General features: G+C 68.9%; 18 protein-coding genes. 6 read left to right on the top strand and 12 right to left on the bottom strand.

The features are described 5' to 3' along the window. Positions 1-152: 152 nt before the first annotated feature. Together AC0KUR_RS11910 and AC0KUR_RS11905 are read right to left on the bottom strand one after the other, a co-directional pair. On the bottom strand, positions 153-1,073 hold the full coding sequence (locus AC0KUR_RS11910; protein ID WP_034187745.1) for a LysR substrate-binding domain-containing protein: 921 nt from the start codon (positions 1,071-1,073) through the stop codon (positions 153-155). 67 nt (positions 1,074-1,140) lie between these two features. Continuing rightward, on the bottom strand, positions 1,141-2,088 hold the full coding sequence (locus AC0KUR_RS11905) for a GlxA family transcriptional regulator (protein WP_226254054.1): 948 nt from the start codon (positions 2,086-2,088) through the stop codon (positions 1,141-1,143). A 110-nt stretch (positions 2,089-2,198) separates the two neighbouring features. Between AC0KUR_RS11905 and AC0KUR_RS11900 the strand changes: the two genes are divergently transcribed. Together AC0KUR_RS11900 and AC0KUR_RS11895 are read left to right on the top strand one after the other, a co-directional pair. Beyond that, positions 2,199-2,507, top strand: coding sequence for a DUF3817 domain-containing protein (locus AC0KUR_RS11900; protein WP_049032938.1), 309 nt, complete (start codon positions 2,199-2,201; stop codon positions 2,505-2,507). Continuing rightward, on the top strand, positions 2,504-2,905 hold the full coding sequence (locus tag AC0KUR_RS11895; RefSeq protein WP_034187860.1) for a CopD family protein: 402 nt from the start codon (positions 2,504-2,506) through the stop codon (positions 2,903-2,905). The genes AC0KUR_RS11900 and AC0KUR_RS11895 overlap by 4 nt, the downstream gene beginning before the upstream one ends. 9 nt (positions 2,906-2,914) lie before the next feature. Here AC0KUR_RS11895 and AC0KUR_RS11890 read toward each other — a convergent pair whose 3' ends face one another. From AC0KUR_RS11890 to AC0KUR_RS11880, 3 genes are all read right to left on the bottom strand, one after another. Further along, positions 2,915-3,508, bottom strand: a complete 594-nt coding sequence (locus AC0KUR_RS11890; RefSeq protein ID WP_069707121.1) for a hypothetical protein — start codon at positions 3,506-3,508, stop codon at positions 2,915-2,917. Between the two features lie 224 nt (positions 3,509-3,732). Further along, entirely contained in the window at positions 3,733-5,121 is a 1,389-nt protein-coding gene (locus AC0KUR_RS11885) for an NCS2 family permease (protein ID WP_473375931.1), read from the bottom strand. Between the two features lie 549 nt (positions 5,122-5,670). Next, a complete protein-coding gene (locus tag AC0KUR_RS11880) occupies positions 5,671-6,348 on the bottom strand; it encodes a TetR/AcrR family transcriptional regulator (protein WP_175029024.1) in 678 nt (225 codons plus the stop codon). Positions 6,349-6,396: 48 nt separating this feature from the next. Here AC0KUR_RS11880 and AC0KUR_RS11875 point away from each other — a divergent pair, with 48 nt between their 5' ends. Continuing rightward, on the top strand, positions 6,397-7,062 hold the full coding sequence (locus AC0KUR_RS11875) for an O-methyltransferase (RefSeq protein WP_069707123.1): 666 nt from the start codon (positions 6,397-6,399) through the stop codon (positions 7,060-7,062). A gap of 122 nt (positions 7,063-7,184) precedes the next feature. Here AC0KUR_RS11875 and AC0KUR_RS11870 read toward each other — a convergent pair whose 3' ends face one another. From AC0KUR_RS11870 to AC0KUR_RS11845, 6 genes are all read right to left on the bottom strand, one after another. Continuing rightward, complete coding sequence (locus AC0KUR_RS11870; protein WP_059559008.1) at positions 7,185-7,703, bottom strand: DUF3455 domain-containing protein; 519 nt, start codon at positions 7,701-7,703, stop codon at positions 7,185-7,187. Positions 7,704-7,889: 186 nt separating this feature from the next. After that, entirely contained in the window at positions 7,890-9,005 is a 1,116-nt protein-coding gene (locus AC0KUR_RS11865) for an alkene reductase (RefSeq protein ID WP_034187753.1), read from the bottom strand. Positions 9,006-9,070: 65 nt separating this feature from the next. After that, positions 9,071-9,877 carry a 2,5-didehydrogluconate reductase DkgB gene (dkgB, locus tag AC0KUR_RS11860; protein WP_059559003.1) on the bottom strand — a complete coding sequence of 269 codons (807 nt, stop codon included), beginning with the start codon at positions 9,875-9,877 and terminating at the stop codon, positions 9,071-9,073. Between the two features lie 150 nt (positions 9,878-10,027). Further along, a complete protein-coding gene (locus tag AC0KUR_RS11855; RefSeq protein ID WP_034187755.1) occupies positions 10,028-10,978 on the bottom strand; it encodes an LLM class oxidoreductase in 951 nt (316 codons plus the stop codon). A 13-nt stretch (positions 10,979-10,991) separates the two neighbouring features. Beyond that, positions 10,992-11,315 carry a MoaF-related domain-containing protein gene (locus AC0KUR_RS11850; protein ID WP_034187756.1) on the bottom strand — a complete coding sequence of 108 codons (324 nt, stop codon included), beginning with the start codon at positions 11,313-11,315 and terminating at the stop codon, positions 10,992-10,994. A 29-nt stretch (positions 11,316-11,344) separates the two neighbouring features. Then, a complete protein-coding gene (locus AC0KUR_RS11845) occupies positions 11,345-12,547 on the bottom strand; it encodes an MFS transporter (RefSeq protein ID WP_059559000.1) in 1,203 nt (400 codons plus the stop codon). A 100-nt stretch (positions 12,548-12,647) separates the two neighbouring features. On the opposite strand from AC0KUR_RS11845, the gene AC0KUR_RS11840 reads away from it, so the two are divergent. Then, on the top strand, positions 12,648-13,592 hold the full coding sequence (locus tag AC0KUR_RS11840; RefSeq protein ID WP_059558998.1) for a LysR family transcriptional regulator: 945 nt from the start codon (positions 12,648-12,650) through the stop codon (positions 13,590-13,592). A gap of 83 nt (positions 13,593-13,675) precedes the next feature. Here the strand turns inward: AC0KUR_RS11840 and zwf are convergent, their stop codons facing one another. Beyond that, positions 13,676-15,151: a glucose-6-phosphate dehydrogenase gene (zwf, locus tag AC0KUR_RS11835; RefSeq protein ID WP_034187759.1), complete on the bottom strand. Its 1,476-nt coding sequence runs from the start codon at positions 15,149-15,151 to the stop codon at positions 13,676-13,678. A 187-nt stretch (positions 15,152-15,338) separates the two neighbouring features. On the opposite strand from zwf, the gene AC0KUR_RS11830 reads away from it, so the two are divergent. Further along, on the top strand, positions 15,339-15,917 hold the full coding sequence (locus AC0KUR_RS11830; RefSeq protein ID WP_034187760.1) for a TetR/AcrR family transcriptional regulator: 579 nt from the start codon (positions 15,339-15,341) through the stop codon (positions 15,915-15,917). Between the two features lie 171 nt (positions 15,918-16,088). Beyond that, the gene (locus AC0KUR_RS11825) at positions 16,089-16,964 is read left to right on the top strand and encodes an SDR family NAD(P)-dependent oxidoreductase (protein ID WP_034187761.1); all 876 of its coding nucleotides are present in this window, start codon (positions 16,089-16,091) and stop codon (positions 16,962-16,964) included. The last annotated feature ends 42 nt before the right edge of the window (positions 16,965-17,006 follow it).

Genomic DNA, 17,006 nt, shown 5'->3' with positions numbered 1-17,006 from the left:
CGTCGGACAGTCCGTTTCGCCCACCCGATGCGGGTGCGCGACGTGCGCAAGATTATCAAGACAAAATACCGGCAGGGCGCCTAGGACAAGCCCCGATACCGGGCCCGGCGGCGGCGCGTTGCGGGCGCCGCCGTTTCAGACACAGGAACGATTCAGCCGAGCGTTTCGTTGACCGCGCGCCGCAGGCACGTGACGAATTGCGACACGGCGGGCGTGGGCAGCAGGTCGCGCCGCGCGATGATCGACAGGTCGAAGCGCGGCATGCTTTCGTCGAGTTCGGCCGTGCGGATGCCGAGCGGCGCGACCATCGCGGCCAGCGGGCGCGTGAAGCAGCCGATCACGTCGGAGCGCGCGACGAGCCCGAGCGTCACCGCGAACGACATCGGCGAGCGCAGCAGGCGTTTCGGCAGCGGCAGCCCGTGCTTCTCGAACATCCCGACCATCACGCTGTGCGGAAACTGCTCGGCGCCGACGGTGACGATCCACTCGGCATCGAGCAGTTCCTCTAAACGGCGCGCATGCGCGAGCGGGTGGCCGTCGCGCATCACGATCGTGAATTCGGTCGACAGCAGCGGCGATTGCGTGAAATCGCGGTCGAGCGCGGGCACATGGTGCATCGCAGCGATGTCGAGCGTGCCGTTGCGCAGCTGCGCGAGCGCGTCGGGCACCGTCACTTCCTCCAGATGGAGGCTCACGTTCGGCATCGACCGGCGGAACGCCGTCACCGCGTGCGGCAGCGCGGTCAGCGCGATCGACGGCATCGTGCCGACCGCGACGCGCCCCGACATCTCGCCTTTCACCTGCTCGACGGCCTCGACCGTGCGGCGGATGTCGCCGAGCAGCTGCTCGGCGCGCGGCAGCAGCGCGTGGCCGCATGCGGTCAGCTCGACGCCGCGCACGCTGCGCGCGAGCAACTCCGCATTGAGCGCCGTTTCGAGTTCGCGGATCGTGTGCGTGATCGCGGGCTGCGTGACGCCGAGTTCGCGCGCGGCGGCGCGCAGGCTCTTGAGGTGCGCGGCGGAGACGAACGCCTGGAGCTGCGCGATGTTCAGCGGGTTGCGGATGCGGGTCATCGGTCGGGTCCGGTTGGCGCGAAAGGGGGCGACGGTTTCATGCTTCGGATGGCGGTCCTGGGGAACGTCATGCGCCGGCGCGTGCGCGGAACGTCTGGCGATAGCGTTGCGGCGACGTGCCGACGATGCGCGCGAACCGTTCGCGAAACGCGGTGACCGAACCGAACCCGGCTTCCGTCGCGACATGTTCGATCGACAGCTCCGTCAACTCCAGCAACTGCTGCGCGTGCCGGACGCGAGCGGTCTGCAGCCATTGGCGCGGCGACGTGCCCGTCTGCGCCTGGAAGCGCCGCGTCAGCGTGCGTACGCTCGTCGACGCCTTGCGGGCCATCGCATCGAGCGTGAGCGGCTTGCGCAGGTTCGCCTGCAGCCAGTCCATCAGGTCTTGCAGCCCGTCGCCGCCGGCAGGCCATTCCGGCGCGATGAACTGCGCCTGCCCGCCTTCGCGCACGCGCGGCGCCACCGCACTGCGTGCGGCGTCGACGGCCACCGCCGCGCCGTAGTCGGCCTGGATCATGTGCAGGCACAGGTCGAGGCCGGCCGCCGCGCCGGCCGACGTCAGGATCTGTCCGTTGTCGACGAACAGCACGTTCGGATCGACGTCGACGTGCGGATGGCGGCGTGCGAGTTCGGCGGCCGCGAGCCAGTGCGTCGTCGCGCGCAGGCCGTCGAGCAGCCCGGCTTCCGCGAGCACGAACGCGCCGCTGCAGATCGACGCGATCCGGCTGCCGCGCGCGGCCGCTTCGCGGAGTGCGGCGAGCACGCGGCGCGGCGTCGGCGCGAGCGGCACGGACGTGCCGGGGACCATGATCGTATCGGCGTCGGCCAGCGCGTCGAGACGAAACGGCGGGCGCAGCTCGAACAGGTCGCCGGCGACGCGCGGCTGCTCGCTGCACACGCGCACGCGGTAGGCGGGCGCGCCGTCGGGCAACCGCACGCGCGCGAACGTGTCGCACGCGATGCCCAGGTCGAACGGGACGACATCGGGCAAGGCGAGAACGGCGACCGTGTGCATGGCGTTCGCGGCCGTGGCCGGAATCCGTTGAAAGATGTCATTCTAGCCAATGGCCGGAACCCGTACCACACGCGACAATCGCGGCGGATCAACCTGGATGGAGCCGGCCGATGACACAAGACGATCGCAACGCGTTGCGGAACCTGCAGTACCTGTCGTTGCTGGAGGCGGCCACGCTCGTCGTGCTGGTGTGCGTCGCCGTGCCGCTCAAGCATCTGGCCGGTTATCCGGCCGCGGTATCGATCATGGGGCCGGTGCATGGCATCGCGTTCGCGATGTACGTGTGGGCGCTCGCCGGCACCGCCTCGAGCGGGCTGTGGAGCGGGCGCGAGGTCGCGCGGCTCGTGCTGTCGGCCGTCGTGCCGTTCGCGGGGCTGGCGAGTGCGGGATGGATCGCGCGCCGGCGGCACGCGCGATGATCTACCTGGTGCTGAAGGCCGTGCATGTGGCGGCTGTCGTCACGTTCGTCGGCGGGCTGCTGATGTTGTCCGTCGGTGTCCGGATCGCGAACCTCGCCGTGCATCGCGCGGTGCGGCGCTGGGATCGCACGGTGACGGCGCCGGCCCTCGCGATCGTCTGGGTCACGGGGATCGCGATCGCGCTGAGCGGTCACTGGTTCGGCGCGGCGTGGCTGTCGGCGAAGCTTGCCGTCGTCGTCGCGCTGTCGGCGCTGCACGGCATGCTGGCCGGCACGCTGCGGCGCATGGCGCGCGACGATCTCGCCGTCGCGCCGGCGGCGTGGCTCGGGCAGGCGGCGGGCGCGGTCGTGGCCGCGGCTGCGATCGTCGTCGGGCTGGTCGTGATCAAGCCGTTCTGACCGGCCGGCTCAGGCCAGCGCCGTCTCCACCGCCGCGAGCGTGCGGCGCCGGATCCAGCCGCTCCCCAGCCGGATCGCGAGCCAGTACGGCGTGAGCAGCCAGCGCGTGCGCTCGCTCGGGCAGTGGATGAACGTTTCCGTGCGCAGCATGTGCGCGCCCGAGGCGAGCCCGACGACCTCGAACCGGAGCACCAGCTTCGCATCGCGCGGGTCGTCGTGCCGGACGAAGGCGGCGGCATCGGCGATGGCGCGCACGTCGGGCGCGGGACGCCAGAAGCGGCCGACGAGGCCGAGCGACAGCGACGTGTCGTCACGATGCAGCGGCGTGAATGCATGGAGGCCGAAGCGTTCGCGTTCGCGTCGCGTGGTGCCGCGGCACAGCGAGGCGGCAAGCGCGGCCGGGAATTCGCGGAGGCTGAGCAGCGTATCGACGACCGGATCCGTGCGCATGTCGATCGCGGAGACCGCATTGATGATGCGCGCCGGATCGGCATCGATCGGCTTCGATTCGTGTATTTCGTAAAAGCCGAACGACGGGATGAACGGCGGCTTGCGCGCCGAGGTCCTGCTGTCCGATTCGGAGACGATGCCGAGCGCGTTCATGTCTGCTCCGGAACACAAAACGCGATCGTAGCACCGGCGGCGGATTCGCAGTGCGGCGGCAGCGCGGCGGCGATGCGGCGCTTCGCCGCGTCGCGCGCACCGGCAAAAAAAGCCTGGAAACTCGCGTTCCCAGGCCTGGAGACCATCAACGATGATGGTGGAGGAGACGTCGTCGTCCCGATGCGCGCCGCCCTTCTGCAGGCGACGTCGCGCATGTGTCGCGGTCAGATGGCCCAGCCGCCGAGATAGAAGGCGACGAGCACGGCCGCGATGAGCACGGTGCCGACGTTGAGCTTGCGGAATTCGCCGCTCGCGATGCGGCCGATCACGAGCGTCGAGAAGCCGAGCATGATGCCTGTCACGATGTTCGCGGTCAGCACGATGAACACCGCGCACACGAGGCCCGACATCGCATCGACCATGTCGTCCATGTGCAGCTTGCTCACGCTGCCGAGCATCAGCAGGCCGACGTACATCAGCGCGGGTGCGGTGGCGTACGACGGCACCAGGCCCGCGAGCGGCGAAAAGAACATCACGACGAGGAACAGCAGGCCGACCACGGCGGCTGCCAGGCCCGTCTTCGCGCCGGCGGCCACGCCGACGCTCGACTCGATGTAGGCCGCCGCCGGCGCGCCGCCGAGGAAACCGGAGAAGATCGAGCTGATCGAGTCGGCCGTCAGCGCGCGGCCGCCGTTGATGATGCGGCCGTTCTCGTCGAGCTGGCCGGCCTGCCCGGCGACCGCGCGGATCGTGCCGGTCGCGTCGAACACGGCGGTCATCACGAGTGCCAGCACGCTCGGCAGCACGGCCATCGACAGCGCGCCCTTGATGTCCATCGCGCCGATCAGCGATTCGTGCCCCGGTGCGCTCAGCGACGGCAGCGCGAAGATGCCGTGGTACTTCACGGCCGGATCGAAGATCAGGCCGAAGATCGAGATCGCGATCACGACGAGCAGGATGCCGCCCGGCACGCGGCGCTTCTCGAGGCCGAAGATCGCGGCGAGGCCGACGATCGACATGATGACCGGAAGTGCGGTGATCTGGCCGAGCGAGACCGGCAGGCCGGCGCCCGGGTTCTTGATCACGAGGCCGACGTCGTTCGACGCGATCAGCAGCAGGAACAGGCCGATGCCGATGCCCGTGCCGTGCGCGACGCCCGCGGGCAGGTTGCGCAGGATCCACGAACGCACGCCGGTGACCGAGATGCCGGTGAACACGAGGCCCATCAGGAACACCGCGCCGAGCGCGACCGTCGGATGCAGGCCCTTGCCGAGCACGAGGCCGAACGCGGTGAACGCGGTCAGCGAGATCGCGCAGCCGATCGCGATCGGCAGTTTCGCCCACAGGCCCATCAGCAGCGAGCCGAACGCGGTGGTGAGGCAGACCGCGACGAACACGGCGCTCGTGTCGAAGCCGGCCTTGCCGAACATGCCGGGCACGACGAACACGGAATAGACCATCGCGAGGAAGGTGGTGACGCCGGCAATGATCTCGCGGCGCTGCGTGCTGCCGCGCGACGAAATGCCGAAGTACCGGTCGATGACTCCCGGGGTGCCAAAGTCCGTTTTTGCCGCGCCGACGTCGACCGTCGGCTGCACCGGGGTATCACTCATGAGCTTGCTCCTTTATCAGCATGCTGAAACGGCTCGTCGCGAACCGTCGTCAGGGTGTCTCGTATCTAGTTGGGATTGTTCGGCAACGTCGTGGGGACGAATGACGCGTGATGCGTGTCGTTACGCGCGAATCGAAACGATCGCGAGGGTGTCGCGCCGGACGACGCGTGGTGAGGGCGATCCCGTCACGTGTGCTTTGCCGTAGCGAAGGTTAGGCGAGCGGCCCATCACGTCCCATCGGGGGAAGAGCATGCAGCGCATGTCGCAGCGCTTATATCGGCGTGCAACGGGGCTTCGATGCGGCGACACACGTGTATACGCCTAGTTCGAATCCGTTAAGGCGACTATTTGAATGCGGGGTCGACGGGCCCGGCGGAAGCGGGTGAGGTATCGAATATTACGAGTATCTTTCATCGGGGCTGCGCACGCGCAAGCGAACGGCGGCGGGCGGCGCGACCTGCGGCCATGCGCCAGCGGCAGCGGCAGCGGCAGCCGGATGATACCGGTGCCGCGCGCGGCTTGCGCGCACGCCTTTCGGCGCTCGTCGTGTCAGGCGCGCGCGAGATGCGCGAGGTACGCGCAGAACATGTCGGCCATCGCGGCCGAATAGGCATCGATTTCCGCCGGCGTGCGCGCGGTTTCGGAGAAGGTCTTGCCGCCCGACGTGAGCGTCGTCATGACCAGTTCGCAGGCGAGCGCATGCGTGGCGTCGGGCACGCCGGGCAGCGCTTCGCGCATGAACGCGTTGAAGACCCGGTGGCCCTCCGTCCGCACTGCCTGCGCCTCGGGGGCGTCGCGATAGAGCGGCGCGGCGTCGTCGAGTGCGATGCGCATGCCCGCCTCGTCGCATTCCGAGCGGATGAACGCATGGACGGCCGTGCGCAGCCGCTCGGGCGGCGTTTTTCGCGTGTCCTGCAGTATCCGGCACAGCATGTCGGACGTCTGCCGCCATTCGTCGTGCTGCAGCCGGAACAGCACGGACGCCTTGTTCGGGAAGTACTGGTACAGCGAGCCGACGCTCACGCCGGCGCGCTCGGCGACGCGCGCCATCGTGAAGCGCTGCGCGCCTTCGGCGGCCAAAACCTGAATAGCGGCCTGGAGAACGTCTTCGACGAGACGGGTCGAGCGCGCCTGCCGAGGCAGCCTGCGCGTGGCGATCGGGGCGTTGCGGCGGTCGGTCATGGGCGGTTGGCCAATGCGAATAGTAAAACATGAATAGTTAGTCATATTCTAGTCGGGCGCACTGACGCACTCAACCTGACACTGGAGAACCGCATGACCACCCTGATTCACGACCCGCTGGCGTCGCTGCTCGCGCGCCTGTTCGACGAAGCCGAGGCGTCGTCGCCCGCGACGAGCCCCGGCTTCGCCGGCGTGTCGCGCGACGAGCAAGCGCGGCTGATGCGCAGCAAGACGGACTACGCCGATCTGTATGCGCGCCTGAAGGACTATCCGCTGGCCGTGTCGCGCGAGACGGGCTCGCTGCTGTACATGCTCGCGCGCAGCGGCGGCGCGCGGGCGATCGTCGAATTCGGCACGTCGTTCGGCATCTCGACGCTGCATCTCGCGGCCGCATTGCGCGACAACGGCGGCGGCCGGTTGATCACAAGCGAGTTCGAGCCGTCGAAGGTCGTGCGCGCACAAGCGAACCTGGCCGCGGCCGGGCTCGCCGATCTCGTCGAGATTCGCGAGGGCGACGCGCTGCGCACGCTGGCCGTCGATCTGCCGGATGCGGTCGACCTGTTGCTGCTCGACGGCGCGAAGGCGCTGTATCCGGAAATCCTGGCGCGGGTCGAGCCGCACCTCAGAACGGGGGCGTTCGTCGTGGCCGACAACGCGGAATACAGCCCCGACTACCTCGCGTACGTGCGCGCGCCGGAAAACGGCTATCTGTCGGTGCCGTTCGGCGGCGACGTCGAGTTGTCGATGCGGATCGGCTGAGCAGCCGGAACGAAGATGCCGGCGGTTTCACGCATCCGGGCCTGAAAGATAGGAAAACTGATTAACTGGTCGCGAGGGTGAAAGGTACCGGGTGATGCCCGGTGCCCGCGCCGCCGCGCGCATCACTTCAGGAACACGTATCGCGCGAAGTACGGAAAGCGCCCGACCGCGTGCTCGGTCGGGCACGATGCGGCCGGCGGCGTGCCGCCCGCCGTGTCGAGCCGCTGCACGAAGCGCACGCCGGCAAGCGTGCCCGTGGCGGCCGGCGTCGCCGCGAGCAGCAGTTGCGGAATGCTGGCGGGGCTCGCGCTCGGCGCTTCCGCGAGTTTCTTGCCGGTGATGCGGCTGCCGTCGAGCGCCTCCCACGACGGCCCCGCGCCATGCCGCACGACGAGCGTGCCGCCGCCGTCGAACAGCGTCGCCTCCGGACGCTGGAAGGCCCACGCGAGCCGATGGTCGGCATCGTATTCGCACGAATAGATCTGCACACCGGTCGCGGTGGTCGACAGTACCGGCGCGGCCGGCGCCGGCGGCGCGAGGCCGGCAGCGTCGTCGGCCCGCACCGGTGCGGCGAAGGCCGCCAGGGAAAGACCGGCCGCCAGGGCCAGCAGCATGTCGCGTGTCGGGGAACGGCTTGGCATGGCGGAGCGTCCTTTCAGGTCGGGTGGCGGTCGTGCGGAGGGGATCCTGTCAACGTTAGACGCCGAATGCACAGGCTGCCATTCGGAAATGACAATCGCGGCGATAGCGGCCGCGATCGTCGGGGGGCGCAGGCGCGATCAGCGGATCGCGACCGGGTCGATGTCGACCTGCGTGGAGGACGGCGGTCAGGCCGCGGCTTGCGCGAGCGTCGGATAGTCGGTCAGGCCCCGGGCGCCGCCGCCGAACAGCGTGTTGCGGTCGTGCGGCGCGAGCGCGGCGCCGGTGCGCAGGCGTTCGGGCAGGTCGGGGTTCGCGACGAACGGGCGGCCGAACGCAATGAGGTCGGCCCAGCCGGCGGCGATCGCCTCGCGTGCGCGCTCGGCGGTGTACGCGCCGGCGTAGATCAGCACGCCCGGGTAGGCGGCACGCAGTTGCTGCTTGAAGGCGACCGGCATCAGCGGCGCGTCGTCCCAGTCGGCTTCCGCGACGTGCAGGTAGCCGACGCCGAGTTCGCCGAGCAGCTTCGCGGCCGCGAGATAGGTCGTTTCCGGATCGTCGTCGACGCAACCGTTCAGCGTGGTCAGCGGCGCGAGGCGGATGCCGACGCGCGCGGCGTCGCCGGTGCCGTCGATCAGCGCCTGCGTGACTTCGCGCAGGAAGCGCAGCCGGTTGTCGAGCGAGCCGCCGTATGCGTCGGTGCGCGTGTTGGCGTTCGAATCGATGAACTGGTTCACGAGGTAGCCGTTCGCGCCGTGCAGCTCGACGCCGTCGAAGCCGGCCTCGATCGCGTGGCGCGCGGCGGCGCGGTACTGGTCGACGATCTCGCGGATCTCGTCGATCGACAGCGCGCGCGGCTCGGATGCCTGCACGAAGCCCGGCGTGCTGCCGTCTTCACCGGCGATGAACACGTTCACGCCCTTCGCCTGGATCGGCGACGACGATACGGGTTGCGCGCCGCCGAGCAGGCTCGTATGGCTCAACCGGCCGACGTGCCACAGCTGCGCGAAGATGCGGCCGTGCGCGGCATGCACGGCGTCGGTCACCTTGCGCCAGCCGGCGACCTGCGACGGCGTGTGAATGCCGGGCGTCCACGCGTAGCCTTTGCCGAGCGGCGCGATATAGGTGCCTTCGCTGACGATCAGGCCCGCACTCGCGCGCTGCGCGTAGTACGCGGCCATCAGGTCGTTGGCTTCGTCGCCGGGCTGGCTCGCGCGCGAGCGCGTCATCGGCGGCATCACGATGCGGTTCGGCAGCGTCAGCGCGCCGAGTTGCAGCGGTTGAAAAAGCGGGTCCTGGGTCATGGTGGTGTCCTGTGGATGCCGCGGCCGGCTGGCCGTGGACGGGTCGATGAGGCGGGGCGGCGCGCTTAGTCCCACTGCGGCGCGAGGCCGGCCGGGTCGACTTCGCGGCCGTTGCGCTCGAGCGCGGCGATCTGCGCCATGTCTTCGTCGGTGAGGCGCAGCGTCTGCGCGAGCAGGTTGCTTGCGAGGTTTTCGCGCTTCGTCGACGACGGAATCACCGAGTAGCCGAGCCGCAGCGCCCACGCAAGCGCGACCTGGGCGGGCGTCGCGTCGTGACGGCGGGCGATCGCGCCGAGCACCGGGTCGCCGAGCACCTTGCCGTACGCGAGCGTCATGTACGACGTCACGTGGATGCCTTCGCCGTTCAGGAACTCGACGAGCTTGCGGTTCTGCAGGTACGGGCTCAGTTCGATCTGGTTCGTGGCGATCGCCTCCTTGCCGACGGCCGCGATCGCTTCCTTCGTCAGTTCGATGTTGAAGTTCGAGATGCCGATCTGGCGCGTGAGGCCTTTCGCCTTGGCGTCGGCGAGTGCGGTCATGAATGCCTGGATCGATACGCCGTTGCCCGGGGCCGGCCAGTGGATCAGCGTCAGGTCGACATGGTCGGTGCGCAGCTTGCGCAGGCTGTCTTCCAGGCTTGCGCCCAGCTTTTCCGGCGCGTAGTTGTCGACCCAGATCTTCGTGGTCAGGAACAGGTCTTCGCGGCGCACGCCCGAGGCGGCGATCGCTTCGCCGACTTCGGCTTCGTTGCCGTAGATCTGCGCGGTGTCGATCGCGCGGTAGCCGACTTCGAGGCCGTTGCGGACCGAGTCGATGACAACCTGGCCTTGCAGGCGGAAGGTACCGAGGCCGAATGCGGGAATCTTGCTCATCACGTGCTCCAGGGAGGGTGAAACGATTACGGGTCAGGCGTCATTCTGGCGTCTTGGACTGATGAAATAAACGCCTATAGAAGTCAATGATATTTGACTTAAAATCAAATATAAGTCCTGCGGCGGGCCCGCCGCAGGCCGTTGCCGGCCTTATGCGGCGCGCGTCTGCACGTTCGTCGCCGGATGAAAGACGGGCAGCACGTCCGATGCGATCTCGGCCATCGTCTCGTCGAGCGGGCGGCGGTTGCGGCGGAAATGCAGGCCGATGTGCCGCACGCCCGCGTCGCGCATCGCCGCCAGTTCTTCCGTCAGCGCGATGCGGCCCGCGCGGGCGCCGAAGCGGTGCCGCTGCAGCGGCTCGTGCGGATCGTCCGCGAGGTCGAGATGGATGAAGCTCACGTACGGCTTGTCGCCGGCCACCGCGCGCCAGTTCGCGGCGCGCTGCGCGTGGTCGGCCGGCGTGCCCGGATACGCGAGGCAGCCGTCCATGTGCTCGCCGATCCACGCGGGCGTCTGCTGCGCAAGGCCCGCGACGAGCAGCGGCACCGGCGAACGGGCGACCGGCAGCACGTCGAGGCCGGGCGGCAGGTGGCCGCGCGCGCCGTCGCGCAGCAGCGCGATCTGGTCGCGGAAATTCGCGCCGCGCGACGCGAAATCGCGGCCGAACAGCGGATATTCGACCGGCCGGTCGCCGCTCGCGACGCCGAGCATCAGGCGGCCACCGCTCAGTTCCTGGATCGTCGCGGCCGATTTCAGCGTCAGCAGCGGCTCGCGCAGCGGCAGCACGACGGCTGCCGTGCCGAGCAGGATGTCGTTCGTGATGCCGGCGAGGTAGCCGAGATACGAGAACGTTTCGAACACCTGCGCGGCGTCGCCGAACGACGGGTCGTATACCGGCACGTCGCGTACCCAGAGCGCGCGGAAGCCGAGCGTGTCGGCCAGTTGCGCGAGCTCCGCGTGGATCTCCAGGTCGGGCACGCCGGGGCGGCGGCCCTGGTGCTGGCGCTTCGCGTCGCCGGCCGGCGACCAGTCGTTGTCGAGCGGCAGTTCGATGCCGACGCTGAAGCCGCCGTCGGCGAGTTTCTCGAGTGAGGTGGACATGGTCGGGCTCCGTTCAGACCGCGCGCAAGCTGCCTGCGAGGCGGTGGAAATCGAGCGACGGCGCGGTGAAGAACGCGCGCGACGTGCCGGCGGCGAAATCGTCGATGTGCACGACCGTCGCGCGGTCGGCTTCCTGCCACGCGATCGCATAGGTCTCGCCGGCGACGGGCTGCCACGCGTATTCGACTTCCCCCTTCGCGCCCGCGTACGGGCCTTCGGTGATCTCGTAGCGCATGTGGAGGCCGTCCTCGTCGTACGCGTTGAGCGCGGTGAGGCCGTCGTAACGGACTTCGAAAGTCTTGCCGGCGAACGGCGGACGTCGGGTCGATGCGTTCATGCGGGTGGACTCCTGCAAAAAAGTGACGTTCAGTGGGCGAGTTCGACGGGTTCCGCCGTGCGTTCCGGCAGCCCGTGGCGACGGTCGAGGCGGCCGCTCAGCGCGGTGAGCGCGAATGCGCCGAGCGTGACGACCGCGGCGATCCACGGCGTGTGGCCGAGGCCGACGTTCGCGACGATCAGGCCGCCGAGCGACGAGCCGCCGGCCACGCCGAGGTTGAACGCGGCGATGTTGAAGCCCGAGGCGACGTCGGCGGCGTCCGGCGCGAAGTGGCGCGCCTGCTTGACGACGTACACCTGCAGCCCCGGCACGTTGCCGAACGCGACCGCCCCCCAGGCGAGCATCGTCAGCACCGCGAGCCATTTCACGTGGATCGTGAAGGTCAGCGCGAGCAGCACGATCGCGAGCAGCAGGAAGATCCGCTTGAGCGCCTTCACGGGGCCGACGGCATCCGCGAGCTTGCCGCCCCACACGTTGCCGAACGCGACCGACACGCCGTAGCCGACGAGCACGAGGCTGACCTGCGACGGCGTGAAGCCGGCGATCTGTTCGAGCAGCGGCGCCATGTACGTGAACGCGATCAGCGAGCCGCCGTAGCCGACGGCCGTCATCGCGAAGACGAGCAGCAGGCGCGGCTGGGCCAGCACGCGCAGCTGGCGGGCGAGCGGCGCCGGCGGCGTCCGCGGCAGCCCGCGCGGCACGAAGGCGACTGCGCCGAGGAACGCGACGAGGCCGAACAGCGCGACGATCAGGAACGTCGCGCGCCAGCCGAAGTGCTGGCCGATGAAGGTGCCGAGCGGAATGCCGGCGACGAACGCGACGGTCATCCCGCTGAACATCGTCGCGATCGCGCTCGCGGCCTTGTCCTTCGGCACGAGCGTCGTCGCGATGATCGAGCCGACCGAGAAGAACACGCCGTGCGCGAGGCCGGTGAGGACGCGCGCGACGATCAGCGATTCGTAGCCCGGTGCCTGCCAGGCGACGAGGTTGCCGACGGTGAAGAGGGCCATCAGCCCGGCGAGCAGCGTCTTGCGCGGCACGCGGCCGGTGAGCGCGGTGAGCAGCGGCGCGCCGATGGCGACGCTCAGGGCATAGAGGCTGACGAGCAGGCCGGCCGACGGCAGGCTGACGCCGAGATCGGCGCCGATCGTCGGGATCAGCCCGACGATCACGAACTCGGTCGTGCCGATGGCAAACGCGCTGATGGTCAGCGCAAGCAGGGCGAGTGGCATGGTGGATCCTGGTTCCGGTAAGGATGGATCGCAGTGTGCCGACTTTACTTTTGCGGAAAAACTGGTCTATAAACCAAATTGTTTTGATTTCAGATCAACAATGAAGATCACGCTCGACGAACTCCAGGCCTTTGCCGCCGTGGTCGACACCGGCTCGATCACCGCCGCGTCCCAGCAGCTCGACCTCACCGTGTCGGCGACGAGCCGCACGCTCGCGCGGCTCGAGGAGAAGCTGAAGACCACGCTGCTGCGCCGGACCACGCGCCGGCTCGAACTGACCGAGGAGGGGCGTGCGTTCCTGCAGGATGCGCGCGCGATCATCGAATCGGTCGAGAATGCGGAGGAGCAGATGCTCGCGCGGCGCGAGATGCCGTCCGGGCGCCTGCGCGTCGACGCCGCGACGCCGTTCATGCTGCACGTGATCGTGCCGCTCGTGCGCGGCTACCGCGCACGCTTCCCGAAGGTCGAGCTGGAGCTGAACAGCAACGAGGGCATCATCGACCTGCTGGAGCGGCGTACCGACGTCGCGATCCGGATCGGCCGGTTGAAGGATTCGACGCTGCACAGCCGGCGCATCGGCAACAGCCGGCTGCGCATTCTGGCGAGCCCCGCCTATATCGAAGCGCACGGCCAGCCGCGCAAGGTCGAGGAGCTCGCCAGGCACGCGCTGCTCGGCTTCACGCAGCCCGAGTCGTTGAACGTGTGGCCGATCCTCGGCGCCGACGGCGAAGCGTGTCGCATCGAGCCGGACGTCAGTTCGTCGAGCGGCGAGACGCTGCGGCAGCTCGCGCTGGAGGGCGCGGGCGTCGTCTGCCTGTCGGATTTCATGACCGCGCAGGATCGCGAGGCGGGGCGGCTCGTGCAGGTGCTCGCGCGTCAGACGCTCGAGGTCGAGCAGCCGATCCATGCGGTGTATTACCGCAATACCGCGATCTCGTCGCGGATTGCGTCGTTCGTCGACTACATGATCGAGGTGCTGGGCGGCAGCAACGGCGGCGGCGGGACGCCGACGCGGCGCAAGGCCGCGTGGCTGGAGCCGCAGTAGCGGCGCCTCGCGGACGGGAAGACGGCGGGCGCCGCCCCCATTGATCCGGCGTGCCGCGCGGGCGGCACGCCGTCATGCGGCCGTTACGCCTCTTCGGCCCAGGACATCCCGTCGCGCGCGAGCAGCGCCGACGAAGCGGCCGGCCCGAACGTGCCGGCCGTATAGAGGCGCGGCCGGTCGCCGAGCTGCTTCCAGCCGTCGAGGATCGGCTCGACCCACGTCCACGCGGCTTCGAGCTCGTCGCGACGCATGAAGTGCGTGAGGCGGCCGCGGATCACGTCGATCAGCAGCCGTTCGTACGCTTCCGCGCGCCGCTCCGGAATCGCCTGCTGCAGGTCGAGGTTCAGGTTGACCGGCACCATGTTCATCCCGCTGCCCGGTTCCTTCGCGAGCATCTGCAGCTGGATCGACTCTTCCGGCTGGAGCTGGATCACGAGGCGGTTGCCGTAATGGCGCGGGCCGTTCGGGATGATCGAGAACGGCATGTCGGCGAACTCGACCACGATTTCCGACTGGCGGCGCTGCAGCCGCTTGCCGGTGCGCAGGAAGAACGGCACGTTCGCCCAGCGCCAGTTGTTGATGTGCGCGCGCAGCGCGACGAAGGTTTCCGCGCGGCTGTCCGCCGGCACGTTGTCTTCCTCGAGGTAACCCTTCACCGGCTGGCCGTCGACCGCGCCGGCCGTGTACTGGCCGCGCACCGTGTCGCGCGCGACGTCCGACAGCGACATCGGCCGCAGCGAGCGCAGTACCTTCAGCTTCTCGTCGCGCACCGCGTCCGGGTCGAGCGACACGGGCGGCTCCATCGCGACGATGCACAGCAGCTGCAGCAGGTGGTTCTGCACCATGTCGCGCAGCGCGCCCGTATGGTCGTAGAAGCCCGCGCGGCTGCCGACGCCGACCGTCTCCGCCACCGTGATCTGCACGCTGCGGATGTTCGGCGCCTGCCACAGCGGCCCGAAGATCGGGTTGCCGAAGCGCAGGACCATCAGGTTCTGCACGGTTTCCTTGCCGAGATAGTGGTCGATCCGATAGATCTGCGATTCCTCGAAGTGCTTGCCGACCGCATTGTTGATCGCCTTCGCGGACGCAAGATCGTGGCCCAGCGGTTTTTCGAGGACGACGCGCGAGCGCGCGTCGACCAGGTGCGCGGCCGACAGGTTGTCGCAGATCGTCGTGAACAGCTCCGGCGACGTCGACAGGTAGAACACGCGGATCGCCTCGCCGCGCGCCGCTTCGGCGAGGCGCTGGTAGTCGTCGGGCGCGTTCACGTCGATCAGCACGTACTTGAAGAGATCGAGGAAGCGGCTCCACGCGTCGGCGTCGAACGCCTTCGCGTCGATGAACGGGCGCGACTGCTCGTCCATGAACTTGCGATAGCCGTCGATGCCCCAGTCGCGGCGGCCGACGGCGATGATGCGCGTCTCGGGCGGAAGATTGCAGTGCAGGTGCGCCATGTACAGCGCGGGCAACAGCTTGCGGGCGGCCAGATCGCCGCCGCCGCCGAAGATGATCATGTCGACGGGCCGGTCGGCCGCGGTCTGGGTAGGCTGATTCGTCATGGGAGGTTCGCGGTTTGAAGCGGTGAACGTGAAACGAACGTCGAGGGCGCCGGGCGCCGGCACGGCAAAACCCTAATAGTGCACGGTTTTGATGGATCGCGTGTGCGTTCGCCCGGATGTAACAGCGCTTGCGTTCCGGATGAAGGCTTGATTATGATTGAGTGCTCACTCATTAAAGGAATCGAACGTGGCTCGACCGCGCAGTCCCGACAAGCACGAAGCCATCCTCGCCGCCGCCGCCCGCGCGCTCGCCGAGGACGGCGCCACTGCGACCACCGCGCGCATCGCGCGGCTCGCCGGCGTGGCGGAAGGCACGGTGTTCACGTACTTCGAGACCAAGGATGCGTTGCTGAACGCGCTGTACCTGAGCCTGAAGGCCGACATGCGTGAAGCGATGATGACCGGATTTCCGGAACACGCGCCGGTCGAGCAGGCCGTGCGGCATGCGTGGAACGGCTATGTGTCGTGGGGCGTCGCGAATCCGGACGGGCGGCGCGCGCTGCAGCAGCTCGGCGTGAGCGGGCGCATCGACGACGCGCATCGCGCGGCCGGCGCCGAAGGCTTCGGCGGGATCAGTACGCTGCTGCGCGAGCAGGTTGCCGCGTCGGGCGCGCTGAACCGCGACGAAGCGCATGCGTTCTGCGCGGCATTGTTTACGTCGATCGCGGAAACGGCGATGGAGTCGATCGCGCGCGATCCGGCACGGGCGGATGCCTATCGGGAAGCCGGGTTTCGTGCGTTGTGGGCCGTGCTGCACGCGGTGTGAGTGAAGGATTGCCGTCGTGGCGGCGCGCGCGGTTGCGCGTGTCGCGGCGGCGGCCGGCGGTGCGTTTCGGGCAGGGTGATGCAGGTCCTGAAGGACCGAATCGTTGCCCTTATTAATGAGTGAGTAATCATTCATTTTTTTTGTGATTTCACCACGATCAAGGAGTGGAACATGTCGAAAGTCTGGTTGGTAACGGGGGCCGCGCGCGGCCTGGGGCGAGCGATTTCGGAAGCGGTGCTCGCGGCGGGCGACCGGCTGGTGGCCGGCGCCCGCGATCCGGCGCGGCTGGCCGATCTGGCCGAGCGGTACGGCGACCGGCTGCTGACGGTCGCACTCGACGTCACCGACGAAGCGGCGGCCGCGCAGGCCGTCGCGGCCGCACAGGCGGCGTTCGGCCGTATCGACGTGCTGGTGAACAACGCGGGTTACGGCCATACGGCGCCATTCGAGCAGATGGGCGCCGACGACTTCCGCGATCAGATCGAAACGAACCTGTTCGGCGTGATCAACCTGACGCGCGCGGTGCTGCCGACGCTGCGTGCGCAGCGTGCGGGGCACATCTTCCAGGTGTCGTCGGTCGGCGGGCGCACGTCGACGCCCGGGTTGTCCGCGTACCAGGCCGCGAAGTGGGCGGTCGGCGGGTTCAGCGACGTGCTCGCGAAGGAAGTCGCGCCGTTCGGCGTGCGCGTGTGCACGCTCGAACCGGGCGGGATGCGTACCGAATGGGCCGCGCAGGCGAAGCGCGACATCGACGAGCTGCTGCCCGATTACCAGCCGTCGGTCGGGAGGATTCTCGAGTTGCTCGGCACGTATGGCGGCCACGAGGTCGGCGACCCCGCGCGGATCGCGGCGCTGATCGTCGAGTTGTCGCGTCGCGACGATGTACCGCTGCGTCTGCTGCTCGGCGGCGATGCGCTGTACGTGTGCGAGCAGGCGGAAACGCAGCGCGCGGAAGAGGCGGCGCGGTGGCGCGATGCGACGCTGTCGACGATGTTTCCGGATGCCAGGCTGCCCGACGGGCTCGATGCGCTGAAGGCGGTCGACTGAGCGATGCCGCGGGGGGCTGCCCGGCTGTTCGCATCGTCCGGC

It is taken from the genome of Burkholderia sp. YHN3-13, from assembly GCF_055810675.1.
The sequence above is the reverse complement of the archived record's forward strand: the minus strand, read 5'-3'. Positions and strand labels throughout refer to the sequence as shown.

What these genes read in the sequence shown, in the direction of transcription:
- AC0KUR_RS11910 (WP_034187745.1), bottom strand. Translation starts at nt 1,073, where the DNA reads ATGACCCGCATCCGCAACCCGCTGAACATCGCGCAGCTCCAGGCGTTC.
- AC0KUR_RS11905 (WP_226254054.1), bottom strand. Translation starts at nt 2,088, where the DNA reads ATGCACACGGTCGCCGTTCTCGCCTTGCCCGATGTCGTCCCGTTCGAC.
- AC0KUR_RS11900 (WP_049032938.1), top strand. Translation starts at nt 2,199, where the DNA reads ATGACACAAGACGATCGCAACGCGTTGCGGAACCTGCAGTACCTGTCG.
- AC0KUR_RS11895 (WP_034187860.1), top strand. Translation starts at nt 2,504, where the DNA reads ATGATCTACCTGGTGCTGAAGGCCGTGCATGTGGCGGCTGTCGTCACG.
- AC0KUR_RS11890 (WP_069707121.1), bottom strand. Translation starts at nt 3,508, where the DNA reads ATGAACGCGCTCGGCATCGTCTCCGAATCGGACAGCAGGACCTCGGCG.
- AC0KUR_RS11885 (WP_473375931.1), bottom strand. Translation starts at nt 5,121, where the DNA reads ATGAGTGATACCCCGGTGCAGCCGACGGTCGACGTCGGCGCGGCAAAA.
- AC0KUR_RS11880 (WP_175029024.1), bottom strand. Translation starts at nt 6,348, where the DNA reads ATGACTAACTATTCATGTTTTACTATTCGCATTGGCCAACCGCCCATG.
- AC0KUR_RS11875 (WP_069707123.1), top strand. Translation starts at nt 6,397, where the DNA reads ATGACCACCCTGATTCACGACCCGCTGGCGTCGCTGCTCGCGCGCCTG.
- AC0KUR_RS11870 (WP_059559008.1), bottom strand. Translation starts at nt 7,703, where the DNA reads ATGCCAAGCCGTTCCCCGACACGCGACATGCTGCTGGCCCTGGCGGCC.
- AC0KUR_RS11865 (WP_034187753.1), bottom strand. Translation starts at nt 9,005, where the DNA reads ATGACCCAGGACCCGCTTTTTCAACCGCTGCAACTCGGCGCGCTGACG.
- dkgB (WP_059559003.1), bottom strand. Translation starts at nt 9,877, where the DNA reads ATGAGCAAGATTCCCGCATTCGGCCTCGGTACCTTCCGCCTGCAAGGC.
- AC0KUR_RS11855 (WP_034187755.1), bottom strand. Translation starts at nt 10,978, where the DNA reads ATGTCCACCTCACTCGAGAAACTCGCCGACGGCGGCTTCAGCGTCGGC.
- AC0KUR_RS11850 (WP_034187756.1), bottom strand. Translation starts at nt 11,315, where the DNA reads ATGAACGCATCGACCCGACGTCCGCCGTTCGCCGGCAAGACTTTCGAA.
- AC0KUR_RS11845 (WP_059559000.1), bottom strand. Translation starts at nt 12,547, where the DNA reads ATGCCACTCGCCCTGCTTGCGCTGACCATCAGCGCGTTTGCCATCGGC.
- AC0KUR_RS11840 (WP_059558998.1), top strand. Translation starts at nt 12,648, where the DNA reads ATGAAGATCACGCTCGACGAACTCCAGGCCTTTGCCGCCGTGGTCGAC.
- zwf (WP_034187759.1), bottom strand. Translation starts at nt 15,151, where the DNA reads ATGACGAATCAGCCTACCCAGACCGCGGCCGACCGGCCCGTCGACATG.
- AC0KUR_RS11825 (WP_034187761.1), top strand. Translation starts at nt 16,089, where the DNA reads ATGTCGAAAGTCTGGTTGGTAACGGGGGCCGCGCGCGGCCTGGGGCGA.